General features: G+C 49.5%; 24 protein-coding genes. 1 reads left to right on the forward strand and 23 read right to left on the reverse strand.

Annotated features, from left to right (window positions below):
* Window positions 1-29: 29 nt before the first annotated feature.
* From McpAg1_RS05035 to McpAg1_RS05065, 7 genes are all read right to left on the reverse strand, one after another.
* Entirely contained in the window at window positions 30-560 is a 531-nt protein-coding gene (locus McpAg1_RS05035; protein ID WP_338094208.1) for a nucleoside-triphosphatase, read from the reverse strand.
* 1 nt (window position 561) lies between these two features.
* Window positions 562-1626 carry an ABC transporter ATP-binding protein gene (locus McpAg1_RS05040; protein WP_338094209.1) on the reverse strand — a complete coding sequence of 355 codons (1065 nt, stop codon included), beginning with the start codon at window positions 1624-1626 and terminating at the stop codon, window positions 562-564.
* Window positions 1619-2440, reverse strand: a complete 822-nt coding sequence (locus McpAg1_RS05045) for an ABC transporter permease (RefSeq protein ID WP_338094210.1) — start codon at window positions 2438-2440, stop codon at window positions 1619-1621. Before McpAg1_RS05045 ends, McpAg1_RS05040 begins: the two co-directional genes overlap by 8 nt.
* Before the next feature lie 16 nt (window positions 2441-2456).
* Window positions 2457-3269, reverse strand: a complete 813-nt coding sequence (gene modA, locus McpAg1_RS05050) for a molybdate ABC transporter substrate-binding protein (protein ID WP_338094211.1) — start codon at window positions 3267-3269, stop codon at window positions 2457-2459.
* Window positions 3270-3368: 99 nt separating this feature from the next.
* On the reverse strand, window positions 3369-4883 hold the full coding sequence (locus McpAg1_RS05055) for a molybdopterin-binding protein (RefSeq protein ID WP_338094212.1): 1515 nt from the start codon (window positions 4881-4883) through the stop codon (window positions 3369-3371).
* Window positions 4874-6079: a molybdopterin molybdotransferase MoeA gene (locus McpAg1_RS05060; protein WP_338094213.1), complete on the reverse strand. Its 1206-nt coding sequence runs from the start codon at window positions 6077-6079 to the stop codon at window positions 4874-4876. Before McpAg1_RS05060 ends, McpAg1_RS05055 begins: the two co-directional genes overlap by 10 nt.
* Window positions 6076-6261: a hypothetical protein gene (locus McpAg1_RS05065; protein WP_338094214.1), complete on the reverse strand. Its 186-nt coding sequence runs from the start codon at window positions 6259-6261 to the stop codon at window positions 6076-6078. The genes McpAg1_RS05060 and McpAg1_RS05065 overlap by 4 nt, the downstream gene beginning before the upstream one ends.
* Window positions 6262-6324: 63 nt before the next feature.
* On the opposite strand from McpAg1_RS05065, the gene McpAg1_RS05070 reads away from it, so the two are divergent.
* Window positions 6325-7116 carry a hypothetical protein gene (locus McpAg1_RS05070; protein ID WP_338094215.1) on the forward strand — a complete coding sequence of 264 codons (792 nt, stop codon included), beginning with the start codon at window positions 6325-6327 and terminating at the stop codon, window positions 7114-7116.
* A 40-nt stretch (window positions 7117-7156) separates the two neighbouring features.
* On the opposite strand, the gene pfdA is transcribed toward McpAg1_RS05070, so the two are convergent.
* The 16 genes from pfdA to McpAg1_RS05150 form a co-directional block, all read right to left on the reverse strand.
* Window positions 7157-7606 carry a prefoldin subunit alpha gene (gene pfdA, locus McpAg1_RS05075; RefSeq protein WP_338094216.1) on the reverse strand — a complete coding sequence of 150 codons (450 nt, stop codon included), beginning with the start codon at window positions 7604-7606 and terminating at the stop codon, window positions 7157-7159.
* The gene (rpl18a, locus tag McpAg1_RS05080; RefSeq protein ID WP_338094217.1) at window positions 7596-7781 is read right to left on the reverse strand and encodes a 50S ribosomal protein L18Ae; all 186 of its coding nucleotides are present in this window, start codon (window positions 7779-7781) and stop codon (window positions 7596-7598) included. Before rpl18a ends, pfdA begins: the two co-directional genes overlap by 11 nt.
* Window positions 7782-7792: 11 nt before the next feature.
* Window positions 7793-8461 (reverse strand): translation initiation factor IF-6, encoded by a 669-nt coding sequence (locus McpAg1_RS05085; RefSeq protein ID WP_338094218.1) that lies wholly within the window; start codon window positions 8459-8461, stop codon window positions 7793-7795.
* Window positions 8462-8725: a 50S ribosomal protein L31e gene (locus McpAg1_RS05090; RefSeq protein ID WP_338094219.1), complete on the reverse strand. Its 264-nt coding sequence runs from the start codon at window positions 8723-8725 to the stop codon at window positions 8462-8464.
* Between the two features lie 4 nt (window positions 8726-8729).
* Complete coding sequence (locus McpAg1_RS05095; protein ID WP_338094220.1) at window positions 8730-8882, reverse strand: 50S ribosomal protein L39e; 153 nt, start codon at window positions 8880-8882, stop codon at window positions 8730-8732.
* Between the two features lie 2 nt (window positions 8883-8884).
* Window positions 8885-9478 carry a DUF7411 family protein gene (locus tag McpAg1_RS05100; protein WP_338094221.1) on the reverse strand — a complete coding sequence of 198 codons (594 nt, stop codon included), beginning with the start codon at window positions 9476-9478 and terminating at the stop codon, window positions 8885-8887.
* Window positions 9475-9807 (reverse strand): DNA-binding protein, encoded by a 333-nt coding sequence (locus McpAg1_RS05105; RefSeq protein ID WP_338094222.1) that lies wholly within the window; start codon window positions 9805-9807, stop codon window positions 9475-9477. The genes McpAg1_RS05100 and McpAg1_RS05105 overlap by 4 nt, the downstream gene beginning before the upstream one ends.
* A 32-nt stretch (window positions 9808-9839) precedes the next feature.
* Window positions 9840-10289, reverse strand: a complete 450-nt coding sequence (locus tag McpAg1_RS05110) for a 30S ribosomal protein S19e (RefSeq protein WP_338094223.1) — start codon at window positions 10287-10289, stop codon at window positions 9840-9842.
* Window positions 10290-10479: 190 nt separating this feature from the next.
* The gene (locus McpAg1_RS05115) at window positions 10480-10830 is read right to left on the reverse strand and encodes a YhbY family RNA-binding protein (protein WP_338094224.1); all 351 of its coding nucleotides are present in this window, start codon (window positions 10828-10830) and stop codon (window positions 10480-10482) included.
* Between the two features lie 220 nt (window positions 10831-11050).
* On the reverse strand, window positions 11051-12733 hold the full coding sequence (locus tag McpAg1_RS05120; RefSeq protein ID WP_338094225.1) for a cache domain-containing protein: 1683 nt from the start codon (window positions 12731-12733) through the stop codon (window positions 11051-11053).
* A gap of 119 nt (window positions 12734-12852) precedes the next feature.
* On the reverse strand, window positions 12853-14544 hold the full coding sequence (locus McpAg1_RS05125; protein WP_338094226.1) for a cache domain-containing protein: 1692 nt from the start codon (window positions 14542-14544) through the stop codon (window positions 12853-12855).
* A gap of 114 nt (window positions 14545-14658) precedes the next feature.
* Window positions 14659-16347, reverse strand: a complete 1689-nt coding sequence (locus tag McpAg1_RS05130) for a cache domain-containing protein (RefSeq protein ID WP_338094227.1) — start codon at window positions 16345-16347, stop codon at window positions 14659-14661.
* A 447-nt stretch (window positions 16348-16794) separates the two neighbouring features.
* Window positions 16795-17097, reverse strand: coding sequence for a ribonuclease P protein component 4 (locus McpAg1_RS05135; RefSeq protein ID WP_338094228.1), 303 nt, complete (start codon window positions 17095-17097; stop codon window positions 16795-16797).
* A gap of 4 nt (window positions 17098-17101) precedes the next feature.
* Window positions 17102-17713 (reverse strand): phosphoribosylglycinamide formyltransferase, encoded by a 612-nt coding sequence (gene purN / locus McpAg1_RS05140; protein WP_338094229.1) that lies wholly within the window; start codon window positions 17711-17713, stop codon window positions 17102-17104.
* Window positions 17714-17760: 47 nt separating this feature from the next.
* A complete protein-coding gene (locus tag McpAg1_RS05145; protein WP_338094230.1) occupies window positions 17761-18672 on the reverse strand; it encodes an EamA family transporter in 912 nt (303 codons plus the stop codon).
* A gap of 361 nt (window positions 18673-19033) precedes the next feature.
* Complete coding sequence (locus McpAg1_RS05150) at window positions 19034-20365, reverse strand: site-2 protease family protein (protein WP_338094231.1); 1332 nt, start codon at window positions 20363-20365, stop codon at window positions 19034-19036.
* Window positions 20366-20432 lie beyond the last annotated feature (67 nt).

Consider the following 20432-nt stretch of genomic DNA (forward strand, 5'->3'; position numbering starts at 1 on the left):
CACTCAACAGTACCCATTTACGAAATTATTCAGGTTCCCCGAGCATCCCGCATCGCCCTCAACACCCTCTCCCTCACCATATCAACCATCTCCTCCCGATTCTCCCGCGTCACCACAAGCACCTCAACTGCGGGATGATCCCGCACAGCGTCCAAAAAAGCAAGCCGCTTATCCCGCACAACGCCTAAAACCGGCACATTTCCATCCAGCACCGCAAACACAGCCTGCTGAAACGCATACGACGAACTCTCCATCCACCCAAGCTCATCCATCAAAATAAGAGGGGGCGCGGCCTCCCGAAGAAGCGGAACTCCGATAGCGACAAACACCTCCTCACGCACCTCAGGTATTTTTCCCGGCACGCGATGGGCAAGATGACATTTTTCTGAACAAGTCGGATTCTTCGCATCAACCAGAAAAATATCCGAACAGCCTTCGACACCCGGCACCGCCATCGTCAAAAACCCGGAAACCGGAACATCAAGCTCATCCAAGACCCGCCGCAAAATCGTACTCTTCCCAACCTGCACATCCCCGGTTAGAAACAGATGCCGTCTCATTTCAGATAAACACCTGAACAGCAGTCGCCTTAAACGTCACCGCAACCGTCTGGCCGGTCGCAAGACCAAGTCTCTCAATACTCTGCTGCGTCACGGACGCTGCAAGTGGAATGCCGATATCCACATGCACAAGCCGGTAAAGTCCGGTATCCTCGATCTTTGTGATCATTCCTGTAAACGAGTTGATTGCACTCGACACAAACCGCTCGCGGGAGATGATTAACTCCTCAGGCCGGATGCCAACGCTCACCGTTCCGGAAAGTGCGGTAGCCGCACGAATCTTCACGCCCCCAACATCCACACAGACAACTCCGCTGCGGTTGACCACGACCTTTCCCCGGAACAGATTCAGATTCTCCGAAAACGTCGACATAAACCCGTTAATCGGATTATGAATCATCTCTTCCGGCAGACCTGACGCAACAATTCTGCCCCGCTCAATCACCGCAATACGGTTCGCAAACGAAAGAGCGTCGACGAGTGAATGCGTCACCAGAATACAGGGGATCTGCTCAGCCCGGATAACGGACGCAAGCTCTCTTCGCATCTGTTCCTGCGTCCGAACATCAAGTGCAGAAAGCGGCTCATCCAAGAGCAGCAGCTCAGGCTTTGGTGCAAGAGCGCGGGCAAGTGCTGTCTTCTGGCGCTGACCACCTGACATCCTCGTCACCCGCTGATCCGCAACCTCCGAAAGCCCCATCCGCTCGCAGAGTTCACCAACACGGGCATCGATATCAGTTTGTGACGCATTCTGCACTTTGAGGCCATATGCAATATTCTCCTTCGCCGTCATATGCGGAAATAGCGCATAGTTCTGGAACATATACCCGATTCTGCGATCCTCGGGCGGCAGAAGAACGCGGGCATTTGAATCATAGAGAGTGCGGCCGTTCAGCGAAATCTTTCCTGACGCAGGTTTTAGAATGCCGGAGAGAATTCGCAGAACCGTTGACTTACCTGCCCCGTTCTCCCCGATCAAAGCAAGCGTTTCGCCATCTCTCACCGTGAAGTTTTCTACGTTCAGATCGAAATCACGAAGCTGCGCAGAAAACGATCCTTCAAGCATACGCATTCTCCTTTCGCCCGATATACTTCACTGCCAAAATGATCGCGAACGAAAACACCACCAGAAGAATTGCCAGCGCAATCGAAACCGCCATATCACTTTGCAGCTCGCTGTAGATAGCGAGCGGCATCGTCTGGGTTTTTCCTTGAAAGTTTCCGGCAAACATCAGCGTCGCACCAAACTCGCCGAGAGCTCTGGCAAACGTCATGATAATACCTGACAACAGCGAACTTGCCGCAAGCGGAAGCGTCACCTTGAAAAATGTTTGAATCGGTGTTGCTCCAAGCGTCCGTGAGGCCGCTTCATAGTTTGGATCCACCGCCTCAAAACTCGACCGCGCCTGACGAATGAAAAACGGCGACGCAACAAATATCTGGGCGATCACGACCGCAAGTGTCGTAAACGCAATCTGGATACCAAACACGTTCAGGTACTGGCCCAACAGACCGTTTCTCCCAAACGCCATCAGAAGTGCAAGACCTGCGACCGTTGGCGGCAAAACAATCGGCAGATCGGTTAAGGTATCAACAATATCCCGGCCGGGATACGAGTAACGGGCGTTCACATACGCAAGAGGCGTTCCGAGAATTACCACCACAATCGTACTGAATGTTGCCGTGATCAAACTGAGTGAGAGGGCATCGCGTGCGAGAGGGCTGGAAAGAGCCGTGATGAAATCTTCCGGACTGACCCGCGTAAACAGCGAGACTAAGGGAATGGTAATAAAAATAAGAAACAGAAAGATGAGTCCGGCAACAATCGCTTTTGTTCCGATGCGGGAAGCGTGATGATGTTTTGTGCGTGCCTGACTCATAGATTTTCCTTTGTCTTTATGCGGCTACCGGATCAAATCCGTAGTCCTTCAGAAGTGCGGTTCCAACAGGTCCCGTCATATAGGACTCGAATGCCTTCACTGCTTCAGGGTTTTTCGTTGTGTTGATGATACCGTACGGGTAGTCTGCAATTACATTGTAGTTGTCTGGGAGTTCAATTAAAGTGATATCATCTTTGTCTGCTTTGGAGATGTCAGACTTGTAGACAAGGGATGCATCTGCTTCGTCGAGGACAAGCAGCGGCTTGACTTTGTCGACTGCGTCAACTTCTGACTTTACGTTTGCCATGAATGCGTCAACGTAGCCATCGTGACTGTCGTTCTGGTACTTGTTGATGATATCGCGGGTGTACTGGCCGAACGGAACATCTTTGTTACCGATTACGAGCACGACGTTTTTTTCTGCCATGCCGGCAAGGTCAGTGATGTTCTTGCTGTTTGCTTTCGGGACAGCGATTGCGAGTTTGTTTTTGAGAAGGATCTTCTTCTCGCCAATGAGGCCTGCGTCAACAACCGGCGTGAACTGTGCGTTGTTTGCCGAGATGTAGAGATCAGCGTCAGCGCCTTCAAGAATCTGGGTCTTTAAGGTCTGGCTTCCGGCGAAGTTGAAGTTGACTTTGATGTTCTTGTTCTCTTCCATGAACTTGTTGCCGAGTTCTGTCATGACACCGGTCAGCGATGCTGCGGCATAGACGTCGATTTCAACCGGTTGCTCTTCAGGAGTCGTTGTTCCGATACAGCCGGCCATGGCAACAGTCAGCACTACACACACCATCAGTGCTGTGAAAATGAAAGGTTTGTTCAGTCTCATACGTATTCAGATCATTGTTCGTCTGAATGATATTTAAGTGTAAGGTGATTTATGTTAACTGGTAAACTTAACTCATTTAACAAACTTACTCGAAACCGGTCAGGAGCGGGAGAGTTTTTTCCTGAACTCTGTTGAGTCTGCAAGTTCGAGCACAGTTTTCGTGAGAGGATCGTTCTCCATTTCTTTGCGGCAGACCAGAGTCGCATTTTTGGTGAGTTTCTTCTGCACAATTGGCAGGTCGCCGAGCACAGCGAGGTCGGCCGTGTCGGTGATACAGACGAGATGGCAGGCGTTCTTCAGCAGAAGCATGAGTCCTGAGAGTCCGTTGAAGTTGCCGGTTCTGATGCGGATGTCTTTTTTGACGGCAAGTTCGGTGAGCGCTTCGATTGCGGGATCATAGACACCTGCAATCAAAACGGTTCGGTCGAGTTCCTCGGTCGGGGCGGAGAGGAGGGCAGGCACAACTTCTCCTGCTTCAAATCCTTCGACACCGTACGGAATTCGTATGATCACATTCGACCGAACACCAGTCATCTGGACGCTTGCGCCCCGTGACTGAGGGATTGCAGCGTACTCGCTGCCGACTTTTGCTGCTGCGTGAAGACTGAACTCATCAATGCCGCCTTCGGATGAGATGGAGTCGCCGAGTCTGACGTTGATGGTCTTGTGTTCAGGTCCTTTCCATCCCCATGCTTCGAGCAGTTCGCGGACAAAAATGCGGAGAACAGTCTGGGCAGAGAGCGGGTAGCCGGGCAGTCCGAAGATCGGTTTCTTTCCGGCGATGCCAAGCATAGCAGGTTTTGCCGGTTTGACGGCGACACCGTGGAAGAGAAGTTCGCCGAGTTCGCCGATGACTTTTGCGGTGAAGTCTTTGGTGCCGGCAGAGGATCCGGCAGAGACGATAGCGATGTCGTTTTCTGAGAGAATTTTTTCGAGTGCGCCCCGGATGAGAACCGGGTTGTCGACGACCGGAGGGTAGCGGATGACATCAACGCCGAACTGGCGGAGGTAGGATTCTGCCATGGTGGTGTTGCTTTCAACGACCTGACCGGGGGCCGGCCTCTCACCCGGCATGATGAGTTCGTTGCCGGTCGGGAGGATTCCAACCGAGACGGATCTGACGCTGACATGCGTGAATCCATACGAGGCGATCGCGCCAATATCAAATGGGCGGATGAGGGTTCCGGCAGGAAGGATGAGCTGACCTGCTTTGATGTCTTCGCCGACAGGCCGAACATTTGTTCCCGGGTTGACGGATTTCCGGATGGTGATTGCATCAGGATCGTCTCCGTCAAACCAGACATCTTCGACGCGGACGACTGCGTCGAACTCTTTGGGGATGACGTTTCCGGTGTTGACCCGTGCGAAATTTTTGAGGGAGAGCGGTGTCTGGTCACCTGCTTTGATAGTCTGCGATGATTTGACCGCAAAGCCGTCCATCGCAGATACCGGAACCTCGGGAACCGAGTACTCGGCGTAGAGGGACTGCGCGAGCCTGTGACCAACTGATTCAACGATCGGAACGCGGCGCACGGTGGTGTGCGGCGGGATGCTTCTGATGACCGCGAGTGCTTCGTCGACGGTTATCTGGTGTAGGTATCGTTTCATTGCCATAAGTGAACCTCCACGGTTTCGCCGGCTTCGCATCCGTCGAGGCCTGCGGGGATGCGGATGTAGCCGTCGCTGTGAATGAGGGTGTTGAGGAGTCCGGATTTGCCAAGGACCGGCTCGGCGCTTCCGTCCGGTAATATTTTGATTCTGATCAGGTCTTCGCGTCCTTTTTCCGAGGGAAAACTCATGGAAAGTTTTGCAGGAACAATTCGGTCGCGGGTCTGGTCCCCGGTCATCTTCTGAATCATGGGTTTTGCAAAGACGGTTGCGATCATGTAGGTTGAGGCTGGGTGACCGGGGAGACCGAGGATGGGTTTACCGGATATTGAACCGATTATGGTTGGTTTGCCTGGCGCGATTGAGACGCCGTGGACGTGGATTGTGCCAAGTTCTGCGATGACGTTGGCGGTGACGTCGCGTTCGTCTTTGGAGCTGCCGCCGGAGAGGATGACTGCGTCGCACTCGGCCACTGCCCGTTCGAGAACGTTTTTGAGTGCTTCTGCAATGTCAGGGATGATTCCGTAGAACGCAGGAATCCCTCCTGCTTCAATGACGAAGGACTGGAGAAGGGTGCTGTTGGTGTCGCGGATTTTTCCAAGTTCGAGTTTTTCGTTTGGTGCTATGAGTTCGTTGCCGGTTGAGATGATACCGATTTTCGGTTGGCGGATGACGGGTACCGGATCGATACCAAATGCGGCGAGAACTCCTGCTGCCTGGGCGGTGAGTTTTGTTCCAGCTGGAAATATGTTCTGATCTTTGGCGAAGTCTTCGTCCTTACCAAGGACGTCTGCACCTGGGTTGACAGGGGTTTTGATCATGACGAGGTCGCCTGCGAGTTCGGCGCTTTCCTGCATGACAACTGCGTCTGCACCCTCTGGCATAACTCCTCCGGTCGGGATGTATTTGGCGGTTTTTTCGTCAAGAAATCCTGAGTTGTTCTGGCCCATCAGGATTTTTCCGGTGAGTCTGAGAATTTTTGGTTTTTGTTCGGCTGCTCCGAGAGTGTCTGCGGAGCGGACGGCATAGCCGTCTTTGACTGAACGGTCAAATCCCGGGATGTTTTCGGGGGCGGTGATTGAACAAGAGAGGATTCTGCCGCAGGTTTTGTCTAAGGGTATCAGTTCTTCGGGGAGAATTTTCGTGAGGGCGAGGAGTGCCTCCTCTGCTGCGGCTGCGGTTTGCAGCCTGAGAAATCTCATTTGAAGCACCCGAATTTGCAGTGTTTGAATTTGATGTGTTCTATGTCGCAGTATTTGCCGATGTGGAAGGGATCGATCTGGTAGGTTTCGCAGATGGCTGAGGCTTGTTCACAAGTGATCTCAGAGGTGATACCTTCCTCTGCAAAGATGGATCTGATCTTCTCTTTGGTTTCACTTTTCATATCATAGATGATGGTTGACTGAACAAATAATGATTAGGATTTGCCGCCTTGCTCTGAAGGTGCATGGTATCAGACGGCATAGCCACTCGTTCTACAATTGTTATCAACGACACAACAGGAACAACGAAGGTCCTTGCAAACTATCTCTATCTCGATGAAGCTGGACAGTATGTCGTTATCGGTGAGGTTCCGCTCAAGGAAAAAACGAGACCGGTAAACAACAGTGTCTGGACAACTGTTCCGACCGGACTCTATGAGGAGCCTGACTGGGACGGAAGTTGGTATGTTTTCCAGAATGCTGATGGAACTCTTGTTCCCGCTACCCTCACGTTCAAAAATCCTGCGGTGATTGATAACCGTCCTCATGTCATCTATACGATTGAAGGAAACCTTACCCGGGTGGTGAACACAACTCCGGTCACCTATCCGTCAATCATTACGATAGTCATTGATGATGATGCGAACAGTGTATCAGATATCTATGTCACCGAAAAATCTGATGAGATCTGGGGCAGCAGATCAAATGCATGGGGAAACACCACGATTCTTTCCGGTGATGTGTTTGTGCCGAATCTGGAGATTTATGATCCCGAAAGCGATGAAATATCAGTGATTGCTTCATCGCAGAAGATCGTCTTCGGTGAGAGTCCTCGTGAGAGCCTGATCTATACTGAACTGAATCCTGACAACTGTTACTGGATGGTTGAGCTGGACGACTTCATTGATGATGACGCGTTCTATCTGGAAGGACCCGGGATGACTTCATCATCTCCGACTCAGGCACAAACTCCGTTATGCATCGCAGGAGTTTTCGCAGGACTTCTACTTGCCGGAGTTATTTGCAGAAGAACATAAATTCTTTTTTTTAAATTCAGAAGAAAAGAGAAAGGAAAAATCAGCGGATCTGCTTCTGTGCAGAAGCATAAATCTCCTGCATACGCTGCTCCACCGCTGACATCTGACTCTGCAGTTTTCCCAGAGATTCGGAAAGCCGTTTGCCGGATGCATCCATCTCGGTGATCCGGTCGCGCAGGAAGGAAAGTGCATCCTCGGTTGACTTCTCAACCGTAACTCCTGCGCCAATCCCAACAAGCATCCTCTTCGTGTCCGTAACAGTTGCACGAACCGACACGCCGCCGCCAAGACTGAGAAGTGTGGAAACTTCACCATCTGCTGCGGCGAGAGCCTCAAGTGCCTCAACTGACGCAAGAGCCTCAGCACGTGCCGTCTCGATGAAACGCAACTGCTGGGAAAGAAGATCAAACTGCTGGGAATACTCTGCGGCATAGGAACGGAGGGCTTGTACCTCCTGTTCCAGATTTGCCTGATTTACATTACTCGCCATTGACAGCCTTTACAGAATCAACGGTAATATATTTGCGCTCGAGCCGGTGCTTGCTGCCAATCGTTGCAAGAGTGAACTCTCCTGCAAGACGCTCGCTTGGTGCATCGACTGTCTTTGTGTAGGGCTTCATCTGTCCATCATTTTTGAACGTGCCCTTAACCTCAAATTTCGGCATGTTTTTTCACCTCACAGAAATCCAAATACATCTTCAATTCTACCGAGTTCAAAACCCGTGGTAGCGTTTCCTGCCAGATAACCCTTGCTGTTCACGAGCAAACCAGTTCCGATCAGATTGGATCCCATATTTACTGAACCCGTTCCAACCGAAATGTCCGCTGTCGGAAGACTGCTCTCAAGATGTTCCAGCTCTGATGGTGCGCTTCGGGCCGGCAGCAGTACCCCTGCATTCGTGCAGGCTCCTACCATACCAACCGTTCCGACACCGCCAAAAGACATGGGAACAGTCTCAACTTTCAGGAACTCACTGACCATCTTGCGCATCGCTGACGACATGTCAGGATGCACAACTGCGAATGAATCATTGGTAAGAATTACGTTCCCTGCCGCATTCATCTCTTCGCCGAGGAGTAAGACATCGCCGTACTCCTGCAGAAGTTCAAGTTCTGAATCGTGAATGAGACCGGAAACAACAAATCCGCGGGAATTGCCGGTGAGAAGAAGACCGATAACGGATGATCCTTGAATAAAGGTTGGAATAACCTCGACATCAAGAGCTTCCGCTATTTTTGATCCGAACTCCTCGGGGGAGTCTATTGGAACAAACGCAATGTCTTCAAAGACACGGGCAAAGACGCCGATGTTCGGGTCGCCATTCAGTGACAGGGTGTGGTCCATTTATTCCTCAGCAAGTTCTGCCTGGACCTGTCCGTCTTCGAACTTCATAGCGCGAACACGAATACGTCTTGGCGGTTTCTGGGATCCGCGTGCCCAGACAGCTTCGTTAATGCTCTTGTCGAGCTTAACGTCATCACTTTTCATGTGATGCTCAAGGTAGCCGCGGATGTCTTTGATTGCTGCGTTTGCACGCTTGTAGCATGGCACGCGCTTGACATCACGGAGCGGAATTACATATACCTGTTCCTTTTGTGCTTCTACCATTTTTTTACACCTTCAGAGTGCTGCGTCTCCAGTTGCGTCTGCATGGGTGAGACACAACATTGCGCTTGGTTTTGATCATGACCCAGGCAGGAACACGGCGGTTCTGCTGAGTTGCCTTTGCAAGACGAATCTTACGGCTTTTGGTAAGTTTGCTCATGGTTAATCACCAGTCTTTTTTCGAATTATCAGAGACTGTTCATGGTTTTTCGGGAAGAGCGACGTAAAGTCGATTCCTCGCTGAACCATTTCGGCTCTGATCTCACTTTCGAAATCTCCGTTTGGAATTGATCCTGTTTCGCCGTAGGCGACTTCAAAGGATTTTTCACACAACCGGATGATCTCTTTTTTTCCTATGCCAAGCAGAGGCCGCATGTAGCTGACCCCGTACTTCATCTCAAGACTCTGCACTTCTGACTGTGTCCGCATGGGAACCCGGTCATCACGACGGGTTCCATCGGCGACCACCTCATATTCCTGCGCAATTGCACAGAGAGACCGTCGGTGGATTTCGTTGATGGCATTTGCAGGATGCCCGTCATCAACAATCATGCTGATGATTTCGTCAAGGAAACCTGACGCAAAGGCCTGTGTTTTCCAGGGAAAACCGGTTGCCTTTGCCGCCGCCTCTATGGATGGAACAGCATGGGAGGAATCGAACACGAATGTTATGAGCTCTACGTCATAGTCCCGCGCAAGCAGAACCGCGGCAAGAGTACTGTCTTTGCCGCCGCTGTAGAGCACACCCGCTTTCATCCGACCCTGCGGATATTGAATTCCTTTTTCTGCGGAACAATCTGGGTGAGCAGCTGTTTGAGTTGTGCATCGGTTATTTTCTGACGCAGGCGGCCTGACTGGGCGAGAGCGACGATCTGCTGCTCGATTGATGCGGCAAACTCGGGTTTGGCGAGTCTGATTGTGTTGAGCCGCTCGCGGGCTTCAGGTTCCATTGCCTGCATGAGAACATTCTGAATCTGCGCCTGCATTGCCTGCTGACGCTGTACTTGTTCCTGTTCTGCCATCTGCTGCTGCTGGAGCTGCATCATGCGCTGCCGGCGGATATCTGCGAGTTCATCGTCTCCCATTTCTGGTCACCATTATGTTTGTCAGATGTTCGTTAGTACTTCTCAAGACCGGGGGCTGCCTTGACTGCTTCTTCCTTTAAGGAGTAGGCGATGTTGTCAAGGAACTTGCGGCCTTTTGCGGAAACGTTGCGGCCGCCGGTAACTTTCTCAATGAAACCTGCTGCCTCAAGCTGCTGCATTACTTTGCGGGCAATGCTGCCGCTTCCCTTTCTGAAGTGGGACGGTTTGGAACCATTGTCCTGCATACCACCGTAAACGGAGCGCATGCGCTCAACGCCAATCGGGCCGTCAACATAGATACGACGCAGCACTGCTGCGGAACGGATATACCACCAGTCCGGGTTTTCCGGCGGCATCTGTTTGTGTACTCCCGTCTTTACGTACTCGGACCACTCGGGTGCCTTGATTGCGGACTCGTTCTTGAGTTCGTCGGCGACCTTTGCAATGAGATCGTTGGCCGGGATATCAAATACTGTAGTCATAGACTTTTCCTCACTGTAAGCCCATGCCTTTCGGCATGATTTGGTTGCGAGAGTTCATCTCTGCAACGCATGACATTAACAGTCTGTATCAATTGGTGTTGGAACAATAAATATGTTCGTGAGAGGAAAAATTTTGCATGTTTTGATATGCGTTCCGTTTAAAAGACAAAATCTGAAAAGAGAAAGAAAATTATTTTTTCTCAAGATAGAATGATTTGATCCGGTCACGTGCGGACTGTTTTTTCACAGGTTTCTTTCCTTTTGCAGGAGTTACTACCGGAAGTCTGCCGCGATTCTTTGCCCCGAGCACCACCATTCGCCCGCGGGAGTCGAGAACTTCGGCAGATGTCCTCGCGGCAAGTTCAAGGATCTCAGCCTCGTCCATGTCCGAGCTCTGAAGCCATTTGATCTTGATTACTTTGCGCGCATCAAGCTGGCGGCGTGTCTCCTCGACGAGATCGTCGGTACAGCCGTTTTTGCCGACCCAGATGGTGGGTTTTAATGTTTGAATATAGGATTCGGTATCTGATGGATTGGGCACGTGTGGTATTCCCTCGTGCCGTATATATTAGAGAGATATGATGATAAGAGTTCCCCTCAAAAATATTTTTTCATGATCGACTTTGACGAACCATTTTCTGTTTATTTCATGCCATGAAGACAGATCGCGCCAAATGACAGAACAGATGAGTAATCGTAAAAAATATTTCAAACATGATGAAAAATGCAGGGGACACATCGGGATAAAAAAATTAAAAAAATCAAGAGGGGATCGGATGTGAATCCAGTTTGATGGAACCTGCAATAAACCACTCATCATCTACCGGCTCAACATACATGAGGGAGATAGTAAAGAGACCATCCTCAGCATTCCGTGACTCCACATACTCAAATCCTCCGCCCTGTTTTGCGATCAGAACAAAATCACGGAAAGTGGACGTTCCGTGAGGATCAACAACTGAGAACATATCAATGCCGATCAAATCAGAATTGAAAATATCAGCAAGAAGTTCTCCTTCGTAACTGACCGCAGCGAATCTGACATCAGGATAAATCAGATCCCCGGAAGGATCATTCAGTGTTGCCAGTGTTTGTTCCTTTCCATAAACGCTGACATACTCCTGTACCGGCTGGACTGCCCGAACCAGTTTCGATCGCACTTCAGGATCAAAGGAGACCGTGTGGTTCAGTAATGATTTCTGGGATCCGACAAACCATGTTTCATCCACCGGAATCACATACGCAAGACCGAAAATAGTTTCATTTCCTGCATAGGGCAGTTTGGAGTAGTAATGCACATATCCACCGCCCTGGTTGACACGGTTAATCATCGTGGCTACCTGACGTATGCCGTACGCATCCTGATAGTTTATCTGGTTCCCCCCCATAAGGCCCCTTTCCGTTGGCATGGAAAGTACAACACCATCTGTTGAGATCGCGAAAATCTCGGTTTCTGTATTGGAGAAAGGACCGGAAGGATCACTCATCGCTACAAGAGTGGCCTCTTTGCCGTATTTTTTCGCATAGATAAAAAGGGCTTGAGTGACGTCAGTTACCTCTTTAATATTCACATTTTCTGGGAACGTCACATCCGTTGCCTTGTACGGATAGTCCACTAGCACCAGACGCAGGTCCTGACCACCGAACGACAGAGTATTCCAGATGCCCACTTTCTCAACAACATCAGAACTTCTCAGAGAATAAGACAAATATTTGAGAGTCCCTTCACTGTTTTCAATAAATGGACGAATATCTGATATTTTTGAGTGTTCCTGGTAATAGTGACTGGTGTAGTAATTTTTGCCAATGGTTGATGTATCCGGATGGTAGATGATCGTACCATTCGAGTTGACAATCCACAACTCATACAGTGTATCTTTGTAGTACGGGGTATCCGGCGTTTCATTCAGCAGTATAATCGGCATATGGGCAAAACAGAGATACCCATTGTAACTGCCGTCAGCTGTATAGACCGGAACGACAAAACACACGACCATGCCGTAAACATTTGACATAACAGGATCAGTTAAGATCACATCCTGTCCGGCAAACGACTGTTCCGTAATATTTTGAAATTCACTGGAGGTCAGAACACTGCCCATGCTGTATATCGGGACACTGATAACAGTGTTGTCAGCAGATACCCAGGCAATTCCGGCACTGTTTGGGTACTCGTTAAACAGATTGCGCAAAATTGCCTGAGCTTTCGGGTCATCAGGAGTGAGGGGGGACAGTTCCTTTGCAGCAGCCTGCATGGAGGCAGTAATATCGTCAGTTATGTTGTCGATGCTTTGATAGAACTCCTCAGACATCTGCATCATATCATCAGAAACTGAGACGTTCATCTGCCCGGACGAAGGGGTCAAGGCTATCGAAATCAGCACTATGGCACTCACGCACACCACAGCAAGAACGATAAGAGAGAGAAGAAGTCGCCGACTCACCAATTAGATCATCCATCTCTTTCACGTGTGGAGTTATCAAGCTTGTGAACGGTATCATGAGCTTGGAGACGAAAAAAGATGCAGGTAACTGTATTGTGATAAAAAAAATTAAAAAAAAATTAGGAGGATATGATTCGATGTGAGTCGAGTTCGATCGCACCTGCGATGAACCACTCATCATCTACCGGTTCAACATACATGAGAGAGATAGTGGCGAAGTTCGGATCAGCATCCCGTGACTCCACATACTCAAACCCTCCGCCCTGTTTTGCGATCAGAACAAGATCGCGGGTAATGGATGTCCCGTGAGGGCCGACACGTGAGAACATGTCAATGCCGATCGACTCGGGATGGTCGGCGTCGGCAAGAAGTTTTCCATCATAACTGAACGCTGTGAACCGAATCTCAGAGTTGTTGAACTCCCCGAAAGAATCATTCAGCACTGAGAGTGTCTGTTCTTTTCCATGAGCATCGACATACTCCTGCACAGGCTGGACTGCCCGGATCAGTTTCGATCGCACTTCGGCGTTAATGGGGACTGTGTAGGTCAGTACTGAATGCCGTGATCCAATAATCCATGTTTCGTCCACAGGAATCACACACGCAAGACCGAAGATCGCCTGATCTGTCGAGTAAGGCAGTTCGGAGTAGTAGTGTACGTATCCTCCGCCCTGACTGGCACGATTGATCAGCGTGGCCACCAGGCGTATGCCGTACGCATCCTGATAATTGATCCTGTTCAATCCCACAATCTTGCTTTGTGACGGCATGGAAAGAATGACACCATCAGTTGAGACCGCAAAAATTTCGGTTCCGGTATTGGAAAAAGGACCGGAAGGATTATTCATCGCTGCAAGCGTTGCCTCTTTGCCGTATTTTTTCGCATACAGATAGAGAGCCCGCGAAACATCGGTTATCTCCTCCAGATCGATGGTTTCCGGGAGAGTCACCTCCGTGACTTCATAAGGAAAGTCCACCAGCACCAGACGCAGGTCCTGACCGCCGAACGACAGGGTTTTCCAGATAGATGTTTTTTCAACAACATCAACGTTGTTCAGTTCATAGAACTCATATTTGGTGGTTCCCTCGCTGGTTTCAATAATGGGGCGAATGCCGGAGAAGGCATTGGCAGGCCCCCGATAAAACGAGTTCGTGTAGTAATTATATCCGATCGTTGAGGTGTCTGGATGGCAGAAGACCGTTCCTTCCGAGTTGGCTATCCACAGCTCATACTGGGTGTCTTTGTAGTACGGTGTATTCGGCGTCTCATTCAAAAGGGTAATCGGCATATGGGCAAAGCAGAGATATCCATTGTAGCTGCCGTCAGCTGCATAGACCGGAACAACAAAACACACGACCATGCCGTAAACATTTGACATAACAGGATCGGTTAAGATCACATCATGTTCGGCAAACGACTGTTCTGTAATGTTTTGCAGTTCGGATGAACTCAGAACACCTGTCAGGCTGTGTATCGGGACACTAACCACATTTTTGTCAGCAGATACCCAGGCAATTCCGGCACTGTTTGGGTACTTGTTAAACAGATTGCGCAAAATTTCCTGAGCTTCCGGGTCATCCGGAGTGAAGGAGGACAACTCCTTTGCAGTGTCATGCATCACGGCAGCAATATTATCAGTTACTGCATCAATGCTTTGGTAAAAATCCTCGGACTGCTGTATCATGTCCTCGGAAACAGAGACGTTCGTCGGTTCAGGCGAAGGGGTCAAGGATATCGAAACCATCACTATGGCAACCACACATGCCACAGTAATAAGAACGACAAGGGGGAGTAAAAGACGTCGATTCATCAGATATGTCTCCTTATTGATTGTGAGTCTCGGCTAATCAAGTTTCTGAACAGATAGCACGAACGTAGAGAAAAAAATGCCTGAAACTGTCTCACGATAAAAAAATTAAAAAAATTAGACGGGGACCTGGTGTGAATCGAGTTCGATCGCACCTGCGATGAACCACTCATCATCTACCGGTTCAACATACATGAGAGAAATGGTGGCGGAATTTTCATCGGCATCCCGTGACTCCACATACTCAAACCCTCCACCCTGTTTTGCGATCAGAACAAGATCGCGGGTGATGGATGTTCCGTGAGGACTGACGCGTGAGAACATCTCGGTGCCGATCAACTCAGGATGCTCGGCGTCGGCAAGAAGAATTCCTTCATAACTGATCGCATTGAACCGAATATCAGCATTGTTGAATTCCCCAAAAGGATCATTCAGCACTGAGAGTGTCTGTTCCTTTCCATAAGCATCGACATACTCCTGTATGGGCTGGACTGCACGAATCAGTTTCGACCGCACTTCGGCGTTAATGGGGGCGGTGTTGGTCAGTACTGAATGCCGGGATCCGACAAACCATGTTTCGTCCACAGGAATCACACACGCAAGACCAAAAATCGCCTGATCGGGTGAGTAAGGCAGTTCGGAGTAGTAGTGTATGTATCCTCCGCCCTGATTGGCACGGTTGATCATCGTAGCCACCAGACGCATACCATACACATCCTGATAGTTGAGCCTGTTCAATCCCACAATCTTGCTCTTTGACGGCATGGAAAGAATGACACCATCAGTTGAGATCGCAAAAATGTCGGTTCCGGTATCTGAAAAAGGACCGGAAGGATCATTCATCGCTGCAAGAGTCGCCTCTTTACCGTATTTTTTCGCAGACAGATAGAGAACTTGCGCAACATCGGTTATCTCGTCCATGTCGATGGTTTCCGGGAACGACACCTCCGGGGCCTCATAGGGATAGTTCGTCACCACCAGACGCATATCCTGACCGCCGAACGTCAGAGTATTCCAGATACATGTTTTTTCGACAACATCAACGTTGTTGAGTTCATAGAACTCATATTTGGTGGTTCCCTCGCTGGTCTCAATAATAGGACGAATGCCGGAGAACGATTTGTCAAGTCCACGATAAAGCATGTTCGTGTAATAGTTGTATCCGATCGTTGAGATGTCTGAGTGACATAACACCGTTCCTTCCGAGTTGGCTATCCACAGCTCATAGTTGGTGCCATTGTAGTACGGCGTATTCGGTATATCATTCATGAGCGAAATCGGCATATGGGCAAAGCAGAGATATCCATTGTAGCTGCCGTCAGCTGCATAGACCGGAACGACAAAGCACACGACCATGCCGTAAACGTTTGACATAACAGGGTCGGTTAAGATCACATCATGTTCGGCAAACGACTGTTCCGTAATGTTTTGCAGTTCAGGAGAGCTCAGAACACCTGTCAGGCTGTATATCGGGACATTGACCACATTTTCGTCAGCAGATACCCAGGCAATTCCGGCACTGTTTGGGTACTTGTTAAACACATCACGCAAAATTTCCTGAGCCTCCGGGTCATTCGGGGTGGAAGAGGACAATTTCGTTGCAGTGTCCTGCATCTCAGCAGTAATATCTTGATTTATTCTGTCGACATTTTGGTAAAAATACTCGGAGAGTTTTATCATGTCCTCGGAAACAGAAACGTTCGTCGGTTCAGACGAAGAGGTCGAGGATATCGAAACCATCACTATGGCGACCACACACACCACAGCAATGAGAACGACAAGGGGGAGTAAAAGACGTCGATTCATCAAATGTTCTGTTATAATTTGTGAGTATCGATAAATCAAACTTGTGTATTTTTTGGCGTTGTGTTTTTGAGTTGCCCCAAAAAAACGCAGAATGCCTGCCTGCTCCTGATTGTTGTTTCGCAGAAATATCATCGCAAATCTCAAGGATGGCGAGTATTTTCTGATGACCGCTGAGATGTTACCGGAGTATGCGGTAACAAATTAAGATAGTTATTCGGTTGCTTTTTGAAAATAATTCTGTTTCAGAGGTTTTGTGTTTTTTTTGTTACCGATGTTTTGTACTGTTGTATGTAGTTAATATTTTGGTAAGAGGTATATTGGATTTAGCGGTAACAGAGGTAACACTTTTTGGAAAAATCATTACTTATCGTTTCGTTTTCCGTTTGAATGGCAACTCACAGGTATTTTTTGTTGCCGCATCCCGGTAACATTTTCCCTGCACGTATCTCAGGAGAGAGGATATCTCACAACCGCACCGCAGACAAGGCAGGTGCAGATAACTTTTCCATGCTGAACGCGGACACGGAAATTTTCCCCGGGCACAAAGTATGCGTGACATGTCGGACAAAAAGATCTGCGGAACTGTTTTGGCATCCGCAAGCGCTGACGCATGGCAATTTCGCGTGCGAGGAAAACATACCGGTTCGCAAGAGCTGGATTTGAGCGATTCAAATACGCCTGATCAAATAAAATTTCGATCCGTTCGGATGCAATTTTTTTGGGCGATGCGCCCTTGTTGTGCTGAGCCATGAAATTATTTTTTCTCCAGAATTTTCACGTGACGACCCGACACCACAAGCCGGTCATCACAGAAAAGTGCAACCGCCTCGGGAAATGCAATATGTTCCTGCGTCAAAATCCGATCATCAAGAGCCTCTTCATCATCATCATCCAGAACAGGAACTGCTTTTTGTAAAATGATCGGACCCGAGTCAAGCCCTTCGTCCACGAAGTGTACTGTGCATCCTGCAATTTTTACTCCGTACTCCAGAGCCTGTCTCTGACCGTGAAGACCGGGGAATGCAGGCAGGAGAGCCGGATGAATATTGATCATCCTTCCTGCAAACTCGCGGATAATTTCTGTACCAATTATCCGCATATATCCTGCGCATACAAACAGATCAGCATTCGCCGCTTTCATCGCCGCAAGCATCTCAGCTTCATACGCAGCTTTGGTGGGATAATCTTTGAAGTGAATCACATATGCAGGAACGCCTGCGGCCTTCGCCCGCTCAATTGCGTAGGCATCCTTGTTGTCGGTAAAGAGCCCGATGCACTCTCCGTTAATTTCCCCGCGGGAGAGTGCGTCCAGTATCGCCTGAAAGTTTGAACCGCGACCGGATGCAAGCACTGCAATTCGCTTCATGATACAGATATATTGGACATAAATGGATTATTACGTTTCGGCAGGAGTCACAGAGTCCAGGCCCTGCGGCCGAGGTACGGATACGCAATTCCGAAAAATATCAGCGCAACGCCAATCCACTGCATCCATGAGACCGCTTCTGACAAAATAAGTACCGCACAGATGATGGATGCCGGCAGCTCGGATGAACTCAGAATGGTTGCAGCGCCCGTAGATATCTTCGGCGCTCCAATCGAGAAAAGAAACATCGGCAGAGCGCACCCGATACCTCCGAGAACAATTCCATAGACCCAGATGCCGGAAAACGCCGTCCCGTTCAGCACGTAGGCAGGAGAGAAAATGCAGATCAGGAGCGCAAGGGAGCAGGACATGATGACAAAACTTCGCGTCAGCGGATGCATCTCGGTCTCGGTGCGGCCGAGCAGGAACATGTAGACTGCATAGAACAGTGCCGAGAGCATCCCAAAAACAACGCCCGGAACTGTCAGGTGAGCATCAGTTCCAATAAATCCGGTGGCAAGGACTGTTCCAACAATCAGAACAGCGACAGCAGTAAGCGTCCGCCGCGACGGCAGACGACGCTCCACCAGAGACTGGATGATTACTCCAATCCAGGTAAACTGGAATAACAAAATGACCGAGACGTATGCGGGAACGCTCTGCAAAGAAAAGCAGTAGCACATACTCACGAGAGCAATGGATGCACCGGTCGCAATCAGTCGAAGGACACGCTTGGCAGTCCATGGTACGGCAGTTTTCTGCCGACGCAGAAATCCAAAAGCAAATCCTGCGGCAACCAGCACTAAAAGAATCATCCAGCCGTAAAAATACTGGGTCATTACTACATCGTTGACCGAAAAACCTGCGGCATAGGCAAGCTTCACCGTTGGCGATGACGGACCGTAACAGCACCCGCCAAGAAAAACCAGAAAGGGAAACAGAAGCCAGCGGCCGTTCATAAAGATATAATTTTATGAGGGTTGTATCCTCATAAGTGCTGTCCTTTTTTTTTTGGCTTTGGATTATTATTTCTGCTCCGCCCACGACTCACATGCCTTCGGCCTGCTCACTGCTTCGCAGGAAAAACGGAGTACACGAAATTTTGCGGAAATAAAAACATCACTGAGAGGCGTGAACAACACGGAAAATATTTCTGATACTTCGTATCAAGCCTCCGAATGAAAATGAAATTGGAATTTCATACCAATTAATTTAGGATTCCGTGATGTTCTCGTCTGCTCCGTGATGTTTTTCTGTGAAATTTCGGTGTGTTCGGTTTTTCCGTGGGCGGAGCTGAACAAAAAAACGCAACGCTCCGTTTCAACGGAAAAAGTACGGCATGATGATTGGAATAATAATTACCACAATCAGCAGATTTGTGATCATACTACAAACGGTCTGCGTGTAGTCTCCTTTACCGCGTTTGGAGAGGAAACTTTTCACACCCTCGCGAAGCATCTGACCTCCGTCGAGCGGACCGATCGGCAGGGCATTGAACGTGCCCAGCAGAATATTCACCCATGCACACCAGTAAAAGATGTGAACAACCTCCCAGAATCCATCGAATGGTGCGGACAAATATGCAGGATCCGGAGTTTCGGTAACCAGCATGCTGAATGCATTGTTGCCGGTAATGGATGAAAACGGCAGGACCAGGAAGTTCAGGAACGAAACAACTGCACCTGCCGGGGACGTCGGATGAGTCCATGCATGCAGCGTGTCCGTGACTGCTTTCGGGTCACCATAGAACACACCCATAAATCCTGAGCTGAGATTGCCGGCAACTGAGCCGGCGGCCTCGGAAGGAATGGAGGTGAGGGTGATGTCATACATCTGTTGTTCCCCTTTGTACTCGCCCAGCACCTCAATGGTCTGACCGGGGACGGTTGTGGAAAGAATTTTCGCAACATCGGTGGTATTGGAAACCGGCATGCCGTCAATTGAAAGAATCACGGTGCCCGGCTGCATTCCTGCAAGGTCTGCCGGGTATCCTTCATAGATTCCCTGCACGAACGGCAGGGTCCCGGGGACAACCATACCAAGCAGTGCGACAAGCACGAGAATGCACAGTGCTCCAACAACCATATTGTTGGTGACTCCTGCGGCAAACATCCGCAGTTTGGTTGGAAGCGGGGACTTTTCGATCTCCTCCTCGTCAGGTTCAACAAATGCTCCGATCGGGATCACAAGAGCAAGGATACCGGTATACTTCACCCGGATTTTTTCCACACGCGCCAGAAGACCGTGACCAAACTCATGGATGACTACCGCAAACACCAGCGCAAACCAGACCGCAAATGTTGAGGGAACAAAGTCGTTGATGCCGGGAATCAGAAGAAGATTCTGCGGCTGGATAACAGGGGACGGGTCTGGTTGAAGAATCATCGTCAGATATGCCGTGACAATGATGAGAGCGGTCATCACCAGGCCGCAGAGCGCAGTGACGACAACGCCAAGCGTTCCGTAGACAAGAAACGTTCTGCGAAACCGCGCAAATACATCAAAGATGCCGGTACGGGACGTGCGAATCATCAGGCACGGCCCCATAAACGCAAAAATATCAGGCCGGTAGTTGTGTTTTTTGATCGCCAGGCAGATTAGAGCATAGACGATTACACAGATTAGTACCGGGACTACCCAACCAAACTCCATTTCTCTGTAATGGTCTGATGTGAAAGGTTAAGATGTTGATGTTCGGGAGGATGGTGAATCCAAGTTC

Source organism: Methanorbis furvi, from assembly GCF_032714615.1.
Lineage (GTDB): Archaea > Halobacteriota > Methanomicrobia > Methanomicrobiales > Methanocorpusculaceae > Methanocorpusculum > Methanocorpusculum furvi.

Excerpts from the sequence above, each read along its gene's own strand:
- McpAg1_RS05095 (WP_338094220.1), bottom strand. The coding sequence starts at position 8,882 with ATGAGCAAACTTACCAAAAGCCGTAAGATTCGTCTTGCAAAGGCAACT.
- McpAg1_RS05040 (WP_338094209.1), bottom strand. The coding sequence starts at position 1,626 with ATGCTTGAAGGATCGTTTTCTGCGCAGCTTCGTGATTTCGATCTGAAC.
- McpAg1_RS05110 (WP_338094223.1), bottom strand. The coding sequence starts at position 10,289 with ATGACTACAGTATTTGATATCCCGGCCAACGATCTCATTGCAAAGGTC.
- modA (WP_338094211.1), bottom strand. The coding sequence starts at position 3,269 with ATGAGACTGAACAAACCTTTCATTTTCACAGCACTGATGGTGTGTGTA.
- McpAg1_RS05105 (WP_338094222.1), bottom strand. The coding sequence starts at position 9,807 with ATGGGAGACGATGAACTCGCAGATATCCGCCGGCAGCGCATGATGCAG.
- McpAg1_RS05145 (WP_338094230.1), bottom strand. The coding sequence starts at position 18,672 with ATGAACGGCCGCTGGCTTCTGTTTCCCTTTCTGGTTTTTCTTGGCGGG.
- McpAg1_RS05150 (WP_338094231.1), bottom strand. The coding sequence starts at position 20,365 with ATGGAGTTTGGTTGGGTAGTCCCGGTACTAATCTGTGTAATCGTCTAT.
- McpAg1_RS05055 (WP_338094212.1), bottom strand. The coding sequence starts at position 4,883 with ATGGCAATGAAACGATACCTACACCAGATAACCGTCGACGAAGCACTC.
- purN (WP_338094229.1), bottom strand. The coding sequence starts at position 17,713 with ATGAAGCGAATTGCAGTGCTTGCATCCGGTCGCGGTTCAAACTTTCAG.
- McpAg1_RS05070 (WP_338094215.1), top strand. The coding sequence starts at position 6,325 with ATGGTATCAGACGGCATAGCCACTCGTTCTACAATTGTTATCAACGAC.
- McpAg1_RS05035 (WP_338094208.1), bottom strand. The coding sequence starts at position 560 with ATGAGACGGCATCTGTTTCTAACCGGGGATGTGCAGGTTGGGAAGAGT.
- McpAg1_RS05125 (WP_338094226.1), bottom strand. The coding sequence starts at position 14,544 with ATGAATCGACGTCTTTTACTCCCCCTTGTCGTTCTTATTACTGTGGCA.
- McpAg1_RS05060 (WP_338094213.1), bottom strand. The coding sequence starts at position 6,079 with ATGAGATTTCTCAGGCTGCAAACCGCAGCCGCAGCAGAGGAGGCACTC.
- rpl18a (WP_338094217.1), bottom strand. The coding sequence starts at position 7,781 with ATGCCGAAATTTGAGGTTAAGGGCACGTTCAAAAATGATGGACAGATG.
- McpAg1_RS05135 (WP_338094228.1), bottom strand. The coding sequence starts at position 17,097 with ATGGCTCAGCACAACAAGGGCGCATCGCCCAAAAAAATTGCATCCGAA.
- McpAg1_RS05085 (WP_338094218.1), bottom strand. The coding sequence starts at position 8,461 with ATGGACCACACCCTGTCACTGAATGGCGACCCGAACATCGGCGTCTTT.
- McpAg1_RS05065 (WP_338094214.1), bottom strand. The coding sequence starts at position 6,261 with ATGAAAAGTGAAACCAAAGAGAAGATCAGATCCATCTTTGCAGAGGAA.
- pfdA (WP_338094216.1), bottom strand. The coding sequence starts at position 7,606 with ATGGCGAGTAATGTAAATCAGGCAAATCTGGAACAGGAGGTACAAGCC.
- McpAg1_RS05130 (WP_338094227.1), bottom strand. The coding sequence starts at position 16,347 with ATGAATCGACGTCTTTTACTCCCCCTTGTCGTTCTCATTGCTGTGGTG.
- McpAg1_RS05045 (WP_338094210.1), bottom strand. The coding sequence starts at position 2,440 with ATGAGTCAGGCACGCACAAAACATCATCACGCTTCCCGCATCGGAACA.
- McpAg1_RS05100 (WP_338094221.1), bottom strand. The coding sequence starts at position 9,478 with ATGAAAGCGGGTGTGCTCTACAGCGGCGGCAAAGACAGTACTCTTGCC.
- McpAg1_RS05090 (WP_338094219.1), bottom strand. The coding sequence starts at position 8,725 with ATGGTAGAAGCACAAAAGGAACAGGTATATGTAATTCCGCTCCGTGAT.